Source organism: Bradyrhizobium sp. CCH5-F6 (assembly GCF_001556045.1).
Lineage (GTDB): Bacteria > Pseudomonadota > Alphaproteobacteria > Rhizobiales > Xanthobacteraceae > Bradyrhizobium.
Genome location: NZ_LSIC01000203.1, coordinates 39899 through 54464, shown reverse-complemented (window position 1 = coordinate 54464; position 14566 = coordinate 39899). Strand labels below are relative to the sequence as shown.

Here is a 14566-nt window from a genome sequence, read left to right as displayed (position 1 = left end):
TCGATGCAAGTTCAGTCCGAAAGCAAGCCGTACGACGACATCAACATCACCCCGATGCTCGATCTCGCTTACGTGCTGCTGGTGATCTTCATCATCATGACCACGGCGACCGTGCAGGGCATGAAAGTAAACCTACCAAAGGCGAGCGCGGCGCCGAGCCTGGCGCAGCAGACCACCAAGGCGATCACGGTCGCCAGCGACGGCAAGCTGTTCCTCGACACGATTCCCGTGACTCTGCCCGAGCTCGAGCAGCGCCTGGTGCAGCAGCGTGCGCTGACGCCGGAGTTTCCCATCGTTGTGCGCGGCGACAGCCAGACGCCTTATCAGAACGTCGTCGACGTGCTCGACCTGCTCGGCCGCCTCAACTTCAGCCAGGTCGGCATGGCGACCAAGCCGTCGGCGCGATGAGACGGGACGATGGCGTGGGACGACGACAACTACGAGGACGGCGGTCCGGCATGGCGGCGCTATCTGCTGCTCGGCGGCTCGGCGCTGGTCGTGATTGCGCTGACCGTCGGCGTCGTCGTCATGGTGATGAGTGGCGACAAGGACCCGCCGCGCAAGGTGAACGAGCTTCAGGTGACGATGGTGCTTCCACCGCCGCCTCCGCCTCCGCCACCACCGCCGCCTCCGCCCGAGCAGCAGCCGGAACAGCAGCCCGAGCAGAAGGTGATGGAGCAGACGCCCGTCAAGGATGTCGTCGAGGAGAAGCCGATCGACATTCCCAAGGATGCGCCGCCCGACGCCGGACCGGATCCGACGCCGGGCCCGCCGGACCTCGGTCTCGGCAACGGGCCGGGCAGCGGGGGCCTTGCGCAGGGCAAGGGCCGAGGCGGCGGCGGAGGCGGCGGCAACAGCCGCTTCGGCTGGTATGCGAGCATCGTGCAGTCGCAAATGGAAGCCGCGCTCCAGGCCAACGAGAAGACCCGCTACGCCTCGATGCAGGCGGTGATCCGGGTATGGCTCGACAGCTCGGGCAAGGTCAGCCGCGTGCAGCTGTCGCCCTCGACCGGCGACGGCGCGCTGGACGCGACCATTCGCGATCAGGTGATCGGCGGCATGCGCATGCGCGAGCCGCCGCCCAGGGACATGCCGATGCCGATCATCACCCGCATCACGGCGCGCAGCCGGGCGGGATGAGGTCGTGTGACTGTGAGTGAGTTGAGAGAAGAGGTGACGTCATGTGGCGTGAACTGAAAACGCGAGAGCTGGCGACGACGGCCCTGATGCTGGTCGCATGCGCAGCCCCCGCTGTAGCGCAGGACGACAGCATGCCCCAGGGCAAGCGTCCGACCGTCTCGCGCGCGGCAGCGCCATCGTCGAATGCCACGGTCAACCTGATCAATCTGCTGGTGAAGCAGGGCACCCTCAGCGAGGAGCAGGCGGCGGCCCTGATCAAGCAGGCCGACGACGAGGCCTATGTCGCCCGCCAGGCGACGCGCGATGCCGCCGCCAAGGCCGACAGCGCCGAAAAGAAGGCGACCGGTGCGGCCGATGCCGTCTCGCCCCCCGGCACCAAGCGCGTCACCTACGTTCCCGAGATCGTCCGCAAGCAGTTGCGCGAGGAGATCCGGGCCGAGGTGATGGACCGCGCGCACAAGGAAGGGTGGGCATCGCCGGGTGCGTATCCGGAATGGGCGCAGCGGATCAGGTTTTACGGCGACATTCGCGCGCGTTACGAGGGCGACTACTTCCCTGCGGGGAACGGCCCGCTTCAGAACTTCAATGCCATCAACACCGGCAACCCGTTCCTCGAAGACAACACCAACGCGGTCAATCCGTATTTTCCCCCGAGCTATAACACCAGCCAGGACCGCAATCGCTTTCGCTTTCGGGCGCGGCTCGGAGCTGACGTCGATCTGTTCGAAGGCTTTACCGCAGGGCTGAGGATCGCGACAGGTGAGAGCAGCTCGCCGGTCTCGATGAACCAGACCTTCGGCGGAAACGGAGGCAATTTCTCGAAATATGCGCTGTGGCTGGACCGCGCTTTCGTCAAATATCAACCGACGCAGGACTTCGTGGCATCAGTGGGCCGATTCGACAACCCGTTCTGGTCGCCGACCGATCTCGTTTGGTACAAGGACCTCGGCTTCGACGGCCTGGCTGTCCAGGCCAAGCAGGAAATCGCCGAAGGGCTCACGCCGTTTTTTGCGGGCGGCGCCTTTCCAGTGTTCAATACGGATCTGAACGCCGGCCTGAATACGTCCAACCTTTCGGGTCCGATCAAGTTACCGAGCCGCGACAAATGGCTGTTCGGCGCGCAAGGAGGATTCGCCGCCAGGTTCGATCCTGAAACCACCCTCACGATGGCCGTTGCCTACTATGACTTCGCAAATATTCGGGGGCGTCTCTCGAGCGAGTGTCTTGTCTATGCGGCCAGCGACGTGTGTGACACGGACTTGCTGCGCCCGTCGTTCGCCCAGAAGGGCAACACCTACATGCGTTTGCGCAACATACCCGTCGTCCTGCCTGTTTCCTCCAACGATACCGGCACGCTGAATTACCAGTACTACGGTCTTGCCAGCGATTTCCGGCCGATCGTCGCAAGCGCCCAACTCGACTTTGCGCAATTCAATCCAATTCACATCATTCTTGATGCGGAATACGTGTGGAACACTGCCTTCGATCGATCGGCTGTGGCTGCTGCGGCAGTGAACAACTTCGGACCGACGACCACCGGCGATCCCGGCTCTTATAACGGCGGCAACCAGGGCTGGCTCGCGCGCCTGACGGTCGGGAATAAGCAGATCAAGCATCTCTGGGACTGGAATGCGCATGTCGGATATAAGTACCTTGAGTCCGACGCGATGGTGGATGCGTTCGTCGATTCAGATTTTGGTCTCGGCGGCACCAATCTGAAGGGCTACTTCATCGGTGGCAATGTCGGCCTCGGCGAGAATATCTGGGCGTCGGTGCGCTGGATGAGCGCCAACAACATCGCCGGCCTGCCTTACGCTGTCGATATCGTGCAACTCGATCTCAACGCGAGGTTCTGACCATGCGCGTGTTGCGTCTATCGTCGGCAGCGGCCCTGGCATTGGTGATCTCGACCGCTGCCCACGCCGATCAGGAATCCGATCGCCTTCGCGAAGCGCTGCGCAGCGCCACCGCGCAGGCGCGTACGGCCGAAGACCAGCGCGCGGCGGTCCAGGCCAAGCTGACCGCGGCGGAGCAGGAGCGGGATCGTCTGCGCAAGCAGAACGAGGCCTATCGCGCCCAGGTCAAGGAGGCCGAGCAGGCCTATCGCCAGGCGGTGAAGGACTTCAACGAGCGCATCGCCGAGCGCGACGATTCCTTGGAGAAGTGGAAGGCCGCCTATGGCGAGGCGGCCAGCGTCGCCCGCACCAAGGACGCCGAGCGCACCAAGTTCGAAGGCGAGGCGACGACCTGGAAAGCGAGCGCCAAGGCCTGCGAGGCCAAGAATGTCAGGCTGGTCAAGATCGCCGACGACGTCGTCAAGCAATATGAGCGGATGGATCCGCTGGAGAAGGTGCTCGACCACGATCCCGTATTCGGGCTGAAGCGCGTCGAGCACCAGAACGCCGCGCAGGATTTCCGCGACAAGATCATCGAGCAGAAGGCCAAGCCATGACCGTCTCCAAGCCCGCGCTGCTCGCTGCCGCGCTCCTGACCACCGTGTCGTCGATTGCGATGGCGCAGGCCCAGACACAAACCCGCAATTCGCCGCCTGCCGCCTCGCGCCCAGCCCCTGCGCCGGTTCCCGCTGCGCCGGCACAGCCTGCGGCGCAGGACAACACGGCGGTGAAGGGCGGCGAGGTTATCGCCCGGGTCGGCGACAGCGACGTCACGGCCGAGGAGGTCCGCGGCACCATCCAGATGCTGGACGCGCGCCAGCAGGCGGCGATGGCGCGCGATCCGGCGCTGCTGAGCCAGACAGTGCGCGCGATCCTGGCCAACCGCCTGGTGCTGAAGGAAGCGATGGCCAAGAAATGGGACCAGCAGCCGAGTGTGGTGACGCAGCTTGCCCGCGCCCGTGACACTCTGATCGTCGAGACCTATCTGCAGTCGGTCACCGCAGTCGGCGACCAATATCCCAGCGAGGCCGAGATCAAGGGCGTCTACGAGGCCAACGCCAGCGCGTTCCTGGTCCCGCGCCGCTTCCGGCTGGCCCAGATCGTGGTCAATCTCGCGAAGGATGCCGACAAGGCCGCGGAAGATGCCGCGCGGCGGAAGCTGGACGACATCATGCGCAAGGTGAAGCAACCCGGCGCGGAGTTCGGCGCGATCGCGCGCGCCTTGTCGGAGGATGCGGCGACCGCGGGGCGGGAAGGGGAGATCGGCTGGGTCGCCGAGCCCGATCTGCGCACCGAGATCCGCGCGCAGGTCACGGGCCTGCCCAGATCCGGGATTGGCGATCCGATCCGGCTCGAGGACGGCTGGCACGTTCTCAAACTGGTCGACACCGAGGCCTCGCATACGCGGCCGCTCCCTGACGTGAGAGACGCCCTGGTGCAGCGCATGCGCGCCGAGCGCGTCGAGGCGAACCGCCGCGCCTATGTGGCGGAGCTCCTGAAGCAGACCCCGCCCGTCGTGAACGAGATCGCGTTGTCGCGCCTGCTCGAGCCCAAACCCGATGCCAGGACCGACACCACGCCGTCGCGCTGAGGACGTGACGTTGCGATGACGGTGCGGCGGCCTATCCGGCGCCCCCGTCATCGACAGTTAATTAACAGTAGAAGTATCATAATTATGGTATAATGCGCGTGTTATCGGGATCGCGACTTCGATCCCGGGGGTGCATCGTGACCGACTTGACCAACACGGGTGGATCGACCTCGACATACGAGGTCCGATCGCGGGCTCGCCTCGGCCTTCCGTTCGTTCTGATCGAGCCGTTGTTCGCAACCCTCGACGCCGCCATCATCGTTGCAGCCGGTGCACTGGGAGGCATTGGGTATCAGCGTGTTCTCGGGGGAACCCTTGAGGATGTCGGGTTCTATGCCGGGCTGGGATTGGTCGCCAGCCTTGCCCACGTTCTCGTCGCGCATTTCCTTGGCCTGTACCGGCATAACCATCTGCTGGACGACGAGCGCGACGGCGGCCGCGTCCTGGCCGGCTGGTGCATCGCGGCGCTGATCATCCCGGTGGTCCTGTTCCTTTTCAAATCCGGCGACGAGGTCTCGCGCGGATCGGTGCTTTGCTTCGTCTCGGTCGCAGCCGCCGGTCTGGTTTGCGGACGATGGATGGCGAAGCGGATCCTCAGAGCCGCGCTGCTGACGGGCATCATTCGCGGCCGGCGGGTGGTGGTGGTCGGAACGCCCGCGGAACTCGCACAGTTCGGCCGGGCCGACCTGCTGACCCGATTTGGGCTTCAGGAGATCGAACGCGTGACCTTGCCGCGCGTCGACGACCTGCTCTCCGCATCCGAGGCGAAACGAGGCGAGGCCATGATGGCGCGGATCCGTCACGTCGCCGCCGAGGAGATCGTGTTGGCGCTGCCCTGGTCGGCTCCGCAGGCCGTCACGGCGCTGCTCGGCCATTTGCGCGCAATCCCGCTTCCCGTCCGCCTGTTGCCCGATTGCGCGGTCTCAACAGTGCTGCGTCACCAGACCTCGAAGTCGCAGCGGCTCTACATGGTCGAGGTGCAGCCCGCTCCGCTCTCGGCACTGGACCGGCTGAGCAAGCGCCTGCTCGATATCGTCGTGGCGACGACGTCGCTGCTCATCCTCATACTTCCTCTGGCGATTTCCGCCGTTGCGATCAAGCTGGAGTCGAAGGGACCGGTGATCTTTCGGCAGCGCCGCCATGGGTTCAACGGAAAGCCCTTCGTCATCTACAAGCTGCGCAGCATGCGCGTCCAGGAGGATGGCGGGTCGGTCGTCCAGGCGACCAAGCAGGATCCCAGGGTAACCCGGGTCGGGCGGCTGCTGCGGCAGACCAGCATCGACGAGCTGCCGCAACTGATCAACGTGCTGCAGGGCCACATGTCCATCGTCGGGCCGCGACCCCACGCTCTGGTGCACGACTACGAATACGGCCGGATGATCGCGAACTACGCGTTCCGCCACCATGTCAAGCCGGGCATCACCGGCTGGGCCCAGGTCAACGGCTATCGCGGGGGCACCCCACAGCTGGAATTGATGAAGCAGCGGATCGAGCTGGATCTATGGTATATTGATAACTGGAGTCTGACGCTCGATGTCTATATCATGTTCAGGACGGCCTTTGAGCTGATGCGGCCGCGCAACGCGTATTGATGCGGTCGCGCTCGCGCTTTGACCAGCAAACGCATCATTGAGCATGAACAATGCTGACGCTGGCAGGCGCCCGGACGGAGTGGTGCCGCGTGGGTTCAGCCCAATCCTGCCTCCAGCAGATCGAAGAATACGGCCATTCGGACAACGATGGCCGGGGGAAGTCCGCGGGGCCTATTGAAAAGGTTCACGATTCGCGCTTACTACACTTGGGCTAGCGCATTCGGGCCTGAAAGGACCCATCATGGTTGGGAAAAGGCATGCCTCTGACGAGATTTCGGCCAAGCTAGCGCAGGCCAACGAGCTGGCGGCAAAGGGCAAGACCCAGCGCGAGATCTCCAAGGCGCTCGGCGTCAGCATCATGACCTACCATCGCTGGAAGAAGATGCTCAAATCTTCGCCGGCGGCGGACAATCGCGTGCGCGCCCTCGATAGCATACCCCGGTCGGCTGCCAATGATGCGAGTTCGGACGAGACCATCAGGCGGCTGGAGCTCGAGAACGCCCAGCTGCGTCGCCTCGTGACCGACATGCTTCTCGAAAAGCTCAAATACGAAGAAGAGCTGCGGGCGCGGCAGGGCCCCCGCATGAGGCGCCCGGACAACGGCTGAGCCGATGCCTGCGCGCTAGGCCCCCCTCATATAGTAGCCGTTCCGATAGATTCCGGGCTGCTCGAACCGCTCGAGCAGTCGGGGATTGGCCTTGTTCAGCACCACGCCCAGCAACCGGTCGTGCAGCTCCGTTTCCGGAAGCAGGTGACGGCGCACCGTCTTGACGCTCGTTGCGCCCCATTCCACCACGAACACGAAAGAATCGATGGCCGGGACGGTGGCGCGAACGTCGACGACGGGTGCGAGCGGCGGCAGGTCGACGATGATGTAGTCGTAGCTCTGGCGCAGCCGTTCTAGGAGATCGCGGAATCCCTGCGAGGCCAGGACCTCGTCGGAATGGACGGGCGCCTCGGTCAGGAGCAGCGGCAGGAGGGCCAATCCGGTGGTCGGCTCGCGGCCCGTGACGGCGGTGAGATCGAGCTTGCCGCTGATCACGTCGAGCCAGCCCGCCTGCGGCCGCGGCGACAGCGAGCGCGCCAGGGTGGGGTTGCGCAGATCCGCATCGATCAGCACCACGCGCCGGCCTGCGTCGGCCATCAGGGTCGCAAGATTGGCCGCAACGGTCGACTTGCCCTCGGCCGGCAGGGTCGACGTGACGCCGATCACCTTGGTCTGGCGAACATTGGCCTGCAGCCAGGCGCTGACCTTGATGGCGCGAAACGCCTCGGTGAACACCGAAATCGGATCCTCGACGGCGCGCCGCTTCAGGGGATCGCTGAATGCAAAGCGCCGCTCCTGCGCGGGTACGGGTTCGCCGGGCCCCGGCGCAGGGGCCGGCAGGGCGGGCAGCGTGGACGTCTCCGGCGCGCCGCCGTTGCCGCGCATGAGCCCGGGCGCGGTTACCGCCGACACCTGTGGAATGATGCAAATACAGCGCGCTCTGAGCTGCTGTTCGGTTTGGCGAGCCGTGCGGAACACCCCGTCCATGGCCTCGCGCAGCGATGCAATGCCGATGCTTGCCATGATGCCGAGCGACAGCGAAATGGCGAGAACCAGCGAGGTGACCGGCTTGCTCTTCTTCGTCGGTGCGACCGCCGGGCTGATGATCCTGGCATCGGTGATCGGGAACGATTGTTGCTGGATCGCTTCCATGTAACGCTGGAGAAAATTGTCGAACAGCGTGTGATAGACCTTGGCCGAGCTTTCGAGCTCGGCGAGCCCCAGCCGGTCGCGGTTGGTGATCTGTCCTTCGGATACCAGCGCCGCAAGCGCACGCTCCAGACTCTCCTCCCGCGCTCTGGCGATCTCGTAATCGCTGCGGTAGCTGCCGGCGATCCGCCCGAGTTCGGCGGAGATGTTGCGGCGAATTTCCTCCATCTGGTCGCGCAGATTGGCGGCAGCGGCATGGTCGGCGCCGTACCGGCCGGAAATATTCGCTTCGCGGGTGGAAAGGTCGACGAACTGATTGCGCAGGCGAGTGATGACGTCGTTCTTGAGCGTGTCGGCGACCGCTCCCTCGCTGACGTCCATCTTGCGCACCTGCTCGATCCTGTCGAGACGCGCTTTGGCTTCGCTGGTGGCTCCACGCGCCGTGGCGAGCTGGCTGTTCAGTTCGTAAAGCTGCTGCTCGCCGATCAGCCGGCTGAACGTCCCGGCGCCCGCGGCGGTCGAGCCGGCGCCGCCGAGATCGACGATCTTGTTCTTTTCCTTGAATTCGAGCACGGCGCGGTCGGCTGCAGTGGCCTTCGACCTCAGTTCATTGATGCGGTCCTGCAGCCAGACGCCGGCGCGGGTCACCGTCTGGTACTTGGCGCCGAGCTGGTCATCGACATAGGCCTCCGCGATGGCGTTGGCGATTTTCGCGGCCTTCGCAGGGCTTTTCGAAGTATAGGAGATGTTCAGCGCGTAGGTCTTCTCGGCGCGGCTGATGCTGCGGTGGGCGAGAAATGCGTCCAGCGCGTGCTGCTCGCGATCTTCGGGGCTTGGCCCCGCGGACGACGCGAACGGGTTCCAGCTGGACGAGGCGGCAAACTCCGGATCATCGGCGAGACGCAGGCCCCGTACGACATCAAGGCCGAGCTTGCGCGATGCCAGGATCTCGACCTGTGATCCCACCTGGAGCGTGTCCAGCGGCACGTCCCCTTGCGGTTGAAGCTGGTTCTGCAGGACCCGGAGCGTGGTGCTGTCGATCAGCAGGGTGGTGGTGGCCGTGTATTGCGCAGGGGTCAGCAAAAGGTAAAGCAGGCCGATTGCGAGCGCGGCGGCAGGCACGATGACAAAGACCCGGTACTGCCGCCGGGCCAGACCAGTCAGCTGCTCGATCAGGGCCGACATCGATCCCGAGGCTTCGCCCGCCTCATGGTCGACGGGGGGGCGGCTCACCAGCATATCCATCGTGATTCAATTCCTCGGCCCCCGACCGGGAAGGCAGGTGTCGGTTGCGACTCGCGGGCCTCGCGAACCGCGAGACCGGGTTGGCCAGACCGGTCGCTCTGCAAACGGCGCGACCACGGCTTCGAGGCGCAATTGGTCTGGGCCGCTGCAGCGGATCCATAACATTGTCACGTTATCTCTAGCCGAGAAATAATACACATTTGCAACAGGGCGCTGTCCCTCGACCGTCGACAATCTGCGTATCCTTGTGACCTGCCACCGAACTTTCATCCGGTGCCGGTGAGAGTCTCGGGGTTGGGCCGACGGCCGTCCGGCCACCCGGCTCGGACGTACAGCGGATTTATCGAAATTCGTGGGTGTGACCGTCTCCACACATGGAGAGCCGGCTTCCGCGGGCGCGTGGTCGTTCGCGCTCAGATGCGCGCACTCGCCAGACCGAAGGCGGAATATTAAGTTCAATAATAGAATTAATATAGGCGAGGGCGCCGCGATCTGCTTTTCGCACGGGCATTCCCGGCGTCTGGCTCAAAGATCTCGAAATAGAATAAGGATTCGCACTTCGCACCGAACGCCCGGGCGCGACGCCGTGGTCAGCGGACGGCCATCTAGGCGCTTGACTAGTTCTAAAAAAGAACTGTAGGTATGGCGGGCAGAACGGCCGCTCAACGGCCGCAGGGCAGCGCGCCAACCCGTCACGATTGGACGGCGAGGCTCGCAGATCGCTCCGCACGATGCGGACGGGCACGCCGGATGAAGCAACAAAACACAATGACGTGCCCGGATGGGTGCGCATCAGGGAGGACAGGCCATGTTGGCGAAGTGGAAGAGTCTTGCGGCTCTGGTTGTGCTTTTGAGCGGCCCGGCATTTGCAGCCGACGAGCCGGGAGTTACCGCGACCGAGATCAAGATTGGCGGGGTGTTTCCATTCAGCGGACCGGCGTCATCGATCGGCCTCGTGGGCAAGGGCCTCATCGCCTACATTCAGTCGATCAACGACCGCGGCGGCATCAACGGCCGCAAGATCAACTACATCGCCTATGATGACGCCTATAGCCCTCCGAAAGCGGTGGAGCATGTTCGTAAGCTCGTCGAGAGCGATGAAGTGGCGTTCATGTTCGGCCAGCTCGGCACGCCCGGCCTTTCGGCCACGGCAAAATACCTGCGGGCAAAGGGGGTGCCCAGCATCGCGATCATCAGCGGCTCGTCCAAGTTCACCGACGTCGCCAGCTACCCTCTGACCACGACGGGTCTCGTCAGCTACGACACCGAAGGAAAAATCTACGCCAAGTATCTGACCAAGACGCTGCCGAACGCCAAATACGCGATCCTCTATCAGAACGACGATCTCGGCAAAGACTACGTCAATGCCTTCAAGGCCTTTCTCGGCAAGGATTACGACCGCAAGGTCGTCAGCGCGTCCTATGAGGTCACGGAGCCGACGGTCGATTCGCAGATCACGACCCTGAAGAGCTCGGGTGCCGAAGCCCTCGTGATCGCGGGAACGCCGAAATTCGCAGCGCAGGCGATCCGGCAGGCGTCCGTGATCGGCTGGAAGGCGACCGTGATCATCAACTTTCCGTCCGGTTCGGTCGGAGGCACGCTCGCGCCGGCCGGTCTCGACAAATCAGTCGGCGTGATCGTCGGCACCATCAACAAGGACGTCGTGGATCCGTCATGGAAAGACGATCCAGGCATGCAGGCCTATCGGGCCTTTCTCGACAAGTATCTGGCCGGCGTCGATATCACCAACGGCAGCTATCTGACCGGCTACCAGCAGGGCATCGTGCTCGAGCAGATACTGAAGCAATGCGGCGATGATCTGTCGCGCAAGAACATTCTGGCGCAGGCCAAGAACCTCAGGGATTTCGTCGTCCCGACCGCGCTGCCCGGGATCAAGGTCAACACCAGCGAATCCGAGAACATGATCTGGACTCAGATGCGTCTGCAACGATGGGGCGGATCGACCTGGCAGGCCTTCGGCGAGGTATTGGACGCCAAGTCCGAATGATTTCGCAGGGGCGGGAGTGACGCAGACCGCTTGAACTGCGTCCGAGCCCGTGTGGCGCCGGGAGGTCGCCGCTGGGCATCGGGAGCACCGCATGCGGTCGACCATTTGCAATTCGGGAGTTCATCTTCGATGTCGACGACGGCACTGACGTTTGCGCCACGCGAGGTTTCCATCGAGCGTCGAACCGACGGCACGCTCATCTTGAGCTCGCCGCTTGAATGGACGCCGTGCGACTGGCGCATCACCGATTTCCTTCCGCACTGGGCCAGTACCGCTCCGGATCGGGTTTTCCTGGCACAGCGCAACGCGAAGGGAGGATGGGACGAGATCACCTATGATGAGGCATGGTCGCAGGTTCGGGCGGTCGGCCAAAGCCTGATCGATATGGGCGCAAAGCCAGCCGACAAGCTTGCCGTCCTTTCCGGAAACTCCATCGAGAACGCGGTGATCTCGTTTGCGGCGATGTCGATCGGGGTCGTTTTGGCGCCGATATCGCCGAACTACACTCTGATGCCGGGCGGGCTTGCACGTCTCAAGGACATCGCGGAAGTGCTGCGCCCGAGTTTCGTGTTCGTTCAAAGCGGCCGCGATTTTTCCGCCGCCCGCACCATTCCCGAATTGGCAGCCGCGACCTGGATCAGCGTCGATGGTGCGCCGGATACCCTGCCTTTTCAGGCTCTGACGGTTCGCACAGAGAGCGAAGGATTCGCGCGCGCATCGCGTGAGGTGCCATGCGATGCCGTTGCGAAGATTCTCTTCACATCCGGTTCGACCGGATTTCCCAAAGGGGTGCTCAACACCCACCGGATGATGGCAAGCTCCCTCCAGATGGGGAGCCTGCTCGTGTCGCCTCCGGCTGCGCCGGTGCAGGTTGAATGGCTGCCCTGGCACCACACGATGGGCAGCAATGTCATCCTCCACGGCATCCTGAAGAACGGCGGAACGCTCTATATCGATGACGGGCGACCGTTGCCGCAGCTCTTTCACAAGACGGTCGCCAACCTCAAGGAGGTTTCGCCGACCGCCATGTTCAACGTGCCTGCCGGGTACAATCTTCTGTGTGATGCGATCGAGAATGACCCTGATCTTGGCGCCGGCGTGTTCGGGCGGATGGATCGATTGAGTTATGCCGGCGCGGCAATTTCGAAGGGCACGCTGGAAAAACTCTATCGATTGACGTTCGCAGCCACCGGGCGGCGAATTCCCGTCATGTCGGGCTACGGCACGACCGAAACCGCGCCGACGATTTGCTCGACGCATTGGGCGACGGACCAGCCCGGAGAGATCGGCCTTCCCGCGCCGGGCCTTCAGCTCAAGCTCATCCCGGTCTCCGATACCTACGAGGTCAGGGTCAAAGGACCGAACGTCACGCCCGGCTATCTCGCTCAGCCGGATTTGACGAAAAGTGCGTTCGATGAGGAAGGGTTCTACCGCATCGGCGACACTGTCTCGTTTCTGAATCCAGAGAAGCCGGAGCTCGGGCTGCGCTTTACGGGGAGAATTTCCGAGAATTTCAAGCTTGCAAACGGCACCTGGGTCTCAATTGGCAATATGCGAGCGTCAATCCTGGCGGCGACGCGTGGCGTCTTGCTCGACATTGTCGTTGCGGGCGAAAATCGCGAGGCCTGCGCGCTGCTGTGCTGGCTGAATCCGACCGAGGCGGCGCGAATTGCGAAGAGCTCGACCACAGATTTGACCTGCGATCCTCTCGTCGTTCAATTTCTGAGGGATCGCTTTCAGGAATACAACACGACCGTCGGAAGCAGCGAGAGAATCTGTTCCTTCTCCCTGCTGAAGGATCCGCCCTCAATGGCTGCAGGAGAAATCACCGACAAGGCCTACGTGAACCAGCGCGCTGTGCTGAAGGTTCGCTCCGAACAGGTTGAACGCCTGTACACGAACGAACAGAGCCACGATGTGGTCCGGGTGTGAGAGCGAATTCGGCGTCAGCGTCGCGCGCTGCCGTCTCAAGCGGCGCGTGAACGTGCCTTTGTCTTGCTGGTGGCCGGCGCGCTCTTCGCCGGAAGGCTACGGGCGCCCGGCCCCGGGTGGGTATGAACCTCCTTGGCCGACAGTGGCTCGCCGCATTCCGAACACACCATGACCGGATCGAAGTCCTTTCCGCATTTGCGGTGCTGGTGCAGCAAGGGCCGGCCGCGCTCGTCGACCATATGAGTATCGCCCCAATGCACGATCGCCATCATGATCGGATAGAGATCGAGGCCCTTCTGAGTCAGGATATATTCGTGGCGCTTGGGCGATTCCTGGTAGGGAATGCGGCGCAGGATGCCCTGCCGGACCAGCTTTTTCAGCCGTTCAGCGAGCAGGTGTCGCGTGATTCCGAGTGCCGACTGAAACCCCTCGAAGCGGCGCGTGCGCAGGAAGCATTCGCGCAGGATCAGAAGAGTCCAGCGATCGCCGATCACGCCGATGGTTCGGGCCATCGAACATGGCTCTTCCTCGAGTTCTTTCCACTTCATTCATGACTCCGATCGTCCGGGCCGGGCCGTCTCGAATCGTCGCGCACAGCTCCGCGCAGGTTCTTTCATTCTAGATAGGTACTGGATTCCAAACAATACCCATCCCGACAGGTCAAAAATCAGCAGGCTATAGGTGTATTTGACAGTTCTATTTTAGAACTGTATGGTGCCCGAAGTTGAGCCGGCGATCAATCGCCAGTGACCGCAATTCGTTCTCCGGGAGAAGGCCGAGATGACCCTGAAGGTTGAATTCCTTTTCGATTTCGGTAGTCCGAACGCCTACCTTGCGGAAGTGGCCATTCCGGGCATCGAGCAGCGGACCGGCGTGAAGTTCGCCTATGTCCCGGTTCTGCTCGGCGGAATCTTCAAGGCGACCGGCAACATGTCGCCGTTCGACTCGCTGCGCGGCATCAAGAACAAGCCGGAATATCAGGCGCTGGAGACCCAGCGGTTCATCCGGCGTCACGCCATCACGAAATTTCGGCAGAATCCCTTCTTCCCGGTCAACACGCTGATGCTGATGCGCGGTGCTGTCGCTGCGCAGTTCGAGGGACTCTTCGAGCCCTATTTTCGCGCCGCCTATCATCACATGTGGGAAGAGCCGAAAAAAATGGACGATCCCGAGATCTTCCGTAGCGCGTTTGTCTCCTCGGGCATGGACGTCGACCGGCTGATGGCGCGTGCTCAGCAGGATGACGTCAAGAAGAGGCTGATCGATCTGACCAACGACGCCGTCAGCCGAGGAGCATTCGGCTCTCCGACGTTTTTCGTCGGAAAGGAAATGTTCTTCGGCAAGGACCAGATCCGCGACGTCGAAGAGTCGATCGTCGAGCAGACCAGACAGCCTGTTTCCAGGTCGGCCTGACGGCGCCCGACTGTCCGGGTTGAATGGCGAAAGCCACTCTCGGACCCAAAACAA

At 63.0% G+C, this 14566-nt stretch carries 12 protein-coding genes; 10 read left to right on the top strand and 2 right to left on the bottom strand.

From position 1 onward, the window contains the following. Window positions 1-3 precede the first annotated feature (3 nt). From AX729_RS36370 to AX729_RS36340, 7 genes are all read left to right on the top strand, one after another. The gene (locus tag AX729_RS36370) at window positions 4-408 is read left to right on the top strand and encodes an ExbD/TolR family protein (protein ID WP_061029534.1); all 405 of its coding nucleotides are present in this window, start codon (window positions 4-6) and stop codon (window positions 406-408) included. A 9-nt stretch (window positions 409-417) separates the two neighbouring features. After that, on the top strand, window positions 418-1140 hold the full coding sequence (locus AX729_RS36365) for an energy transducer TonB family protein (RefSeq protein ID WP_061029532.1): 723 nt from the start codon (window positions 418-420) through the stop codon (window positions 1138-1140). Between the two features lie 41 nt (window positions 1141-1181). Beyond that, complete coding sequence (locus AX729_RS36360) at window positions 1182-2996, top strand: putative porin (protein WP_061029529.1); 1815 nt, start codon at window positions 1182-1184, stop codon at window positions 2994-2996. A gap of 2 nt (window positions 2997-2998) precedes the next feature. After that, a complete protein-coding gene (locus AX729_RS36355; protein ID WP_061029527.1) occupies window positions 2999-3592 on the top strand; it encodes a hypothetical protein in 594 nt (197 codons plus the stop codon). Continuing rightward, the gene (locus AX729_RS36350; RefSeq protein ID WP_061029525.1) at window positions 3589-4626 is read left to right on the top strand and encodes a peptidylprolyl isomerase; all 1038 of its coding nucleotides are present in this window, start codon (window positions 3589-3591) and stop codon (window positions 4624-4626) included. The genes AX729_RS36355 and AX729_RS36350 overlap by 4 nt, the downstream gene beginning before the upstream one ends. Window positions 4627-4763: 137 nt before the next feature. Then, a complete protein-coding gene (locus AX729_RS36345) occupies window positions 4764-6218 on the top strand; it encodes an undecaprenyl-phosphate glucose phosphotransferase (protein WP_061029523.1) in 1455 nt (484 codons plus the stop codon). Between the two features lie 241 nt (window positions 6219-6459). Beyond that, entirely contained in the window at window positions 6460-6825 is a 366-nt protein-coding gene (locus AX729_RS36340; RefSeq protein WP_061029521.1) for a helix-turn-helix domain-containing protein, read from the top strand. Between the two features lie 15 nt (window positions 6826-6840). Here the strand turns inward: AX729_RS36340 and AX729_RS36335 are convergent, their stop codons facing one another. After that, complete coding sequence (locus AX729_RS36335) at window positions 6841-9147, bottom strand: nucleotide-binding protein (RefSeq protein WP_197433757.1); 2307 nt, start codon at window positions 9145-9147, stop codon at window positions 6841-6843. A gap of 820 nt (window positions 9148-9967) precedes the next feature. Between AX729_RS36335 and AX729_RS36330 the strand changes: the two genes are divergently transcribed. Continuing rightward, window positions 9968-11167: an ABC transporter substrate-binding protein gene (locus AX729_RS36330; RefSeq protein WP_061029560.1), complete on the top strand. Its 1200-nt coding sequence runs from the start codon at window positions 9968-9970 to the stop codon at window positions 11165-11167. 129 nt (window positions 11168-11296) lie between these two features. Beyond that, window positions 11297-13099, top strand: a complete 1803-nt coding sequence (locus AX729_RS36325; RefSeq protein WP_061029518.1) for an AMP-binding protein — start codon at window positions 11297-11299, stop codon at window positions 13097-13099. A 35-nt stretch (window positions 13100-13134) separates the two neighbouring features. Here AX729_RS36325 and AX729_RS36320 read toward each other — a convergent pair whose 3' ends face one another. Further along, window positions 13135-13647: a winged helix-turn-helix transcriptional regulator gene (locus AX729_RS36320; RefSeq protein ID WP_061029515.1), complete on the bottom strand. Its 513-nt coding sequence runs from the start codon at window positions 13645-13647 to the stop codon at window positions 13135-13137. 232 nt (window positions 13648-13879) lie between these two features. Here AX729_RS36320 and AX729_RS36315 point away from each other — a divergent pair, with 232 nt between their 5' ends. Further along, complete coding sequence (locus tag AX729_RS36315) at window positions 13880-14512, top strand: 2-hydroxychromene-2-carboxylate isomerase (protein ID WP_061029514.1); 633 nt, start codon at window positions 13880-13882, stop codon at window positions 14510-14512. The last annotated feature ends 54 nt before the right edge of the window (window positions 14513-14566 follow it).

Excerpts from the sequence above, each read along its gene's own strand:
- AX729_RS36370 (WP_061029534.1), top strand. The coding sequence starts at position 4 with ATGCAAGTTCAGTCCGAAAGCAAGCCGTACGACGACATCAACATCACC.
- AX729_RS36365 (WP_061029532.1), top strand. The coding sequence starts at position 418 with ATGGCGTGGGACGACGACAACTACGAGGACGGCGGTCCGGCATGGCGG.
- AX729_RS36360 (WP_061029529.1), top strand. The coding sequence starts at position 1,182 with ATGTGGCGTGAACTGAAAACGCGAGAGCTGGCGACGACGGCCCTGATG.
- AX729_RS36355 (WP_061029527.1), top strand. The coding sequence starts at position 2,999 with ATGCGCGTGTTGCGTCTATCGTCGGCAGCGGCCCTGGCATTGGTGATC.
- AX729_RS36350 (WP_061029525.1), top strand. The coding sequence starts at position 3,589 with ATGACCGTCTCCAAGCCCGCGCTGCTCGCTGCCGCGCTCCTGACCACC.
- AX729_RS36340 (WP_061029521.1), top strand. The coding sequence starts at position 6,460 with ATGGTTGGGAAAAGGCATGCCTCTGACGAGATTTCGGCCAAGCTAGCG.
- AX729_RS36330 (WP_061029560.1), top strand. The coding sequence starts at position 9,968 with ATGTTGGCGAAGTGGAAGAGTCTTGCGGCTCTGGTTGTGCTTTTGAGC.
- AX729_RS36325 (WP_061029518.1), top strand. The coding sequence starts at position 11,297 with ATGTCGACGACGGCACTGACGTTTGCGCCACGCGAGGTTTCCATCGAG.
- AX729_RS36320 (WP_061029515.1), bottom strand. The coding sequence starts at position 13,647 with ATGAAGTGGAAAGAACTCGAGGAAGAGCCATGTTCGATGGCCCGAACC.
- AX729_RS36315 (WP_061029514.1), top strand. The coding sequence starts at position 13,880 with ATGACCCTGAAGGTTGAATTCCTTTTCGATTTCGGTAGTCCGAACGCC.